Source organism: Oleiphilus sp. HI0117 (genome assembly GCF_001635235.1).
Genome location: NZ_LWGA01000262.1, coordinates 1 through 735, shown reverse-complemented (window position 1 = coordinate 735; position 735 = coordinate 1). Strand labels below are relative to the sequence as shown.

Below are 735 nucleotides of genomic sequence, written 5' to 3'. Positions count from 1 at the left end.
TTTGATTTTTCCTCACGTTTTTTCTAGATATGAGACTTGTGAAAATTAATTGCATATTTATGCAAAAAAAAGCTGATTTCTAATTGACAGCTTCTAAGAAATCATTAAGATACGCATCTCAATTGAGTTGGGTGGTTAGCTCAGCTGGGAGAGCATCGCCCTTACAAGGCGAGGGTCACAGGTTCGATCCCTGTACCACCCACCAAATCTTTTTTAGATTTGAAATTGAAATGTAAAGTTTGTTGCGGACCGGTAGTTCAGCTGGTTAGAATACCGGCCTGTCACGCCGGGGGTCGCGGGTTCGAATCCCGTCCGGTCCGCCATTTACACTTCAACTCGATTGCTACCTTGAAAGAGGTGGTTTCTAACAAAGGAGCATCTTAGGTGCTGCGTGACAATGTTAGAATTAGGTCTACCCAAATGGGTGGTTAGCTCAGCTGGGAGAGCATCGCCCTTACAAGGCGAGGGTCACAGGTTCGATCCCTGTCGCGCCCACCATTATCTCAATGACTTAGCGGTCATTCGGATAGTGGCCACAGGTTCGGTGAACCTGTTTTCGGTTCAGCGGGCCAATTTTTGAGGTTCGCCGAACCCACCGACTTCGTGCAGTTCGTCGTCCAGTTCCAGCGCCGCTGCGCTCTTGCTCAGAGCCTCTGGCGAGAAGCGGGCGTAAATGTCCCGTGTGACTTTCATGTCGCTATGGCCCAAATGGCTGGCGATCTCGTCCATCGGAAC

The 735-nt window shown here is 49.4% G+C and carries 3 tRNA genes; all 3 read left to right on the top strand.

The features are described 5' to 3' along the window. The first annotated feature begins 129 nt into the window (after positions 1-129). The 3 genes from A3757_RS03275 to A3757_RS03265 all read left to right on the top strand — a co-directional run bounded on the left by A3757_RS03275 (position 130) and on the right by A3757_RS03265 (position 498). Positions 130-205: transfer RNA gene (locus tag A3757_RS03275), tRNA-Val, on the top strand. A gap of 41 nt (positions 206-246) precedes the next feature. Continuing rightward, positions 247-323 (top strand) — tRNA-Asp (locus tag A3757_RS03270). Between the two features lie 99 nt (positions 324-422). Then, a tRNA-Val gene (locus A3757_RS03265) sits at positions 423-498 on the top strand. The last annotated feature ends 237 nt before the right edge of the window (positions 499-735 follow it).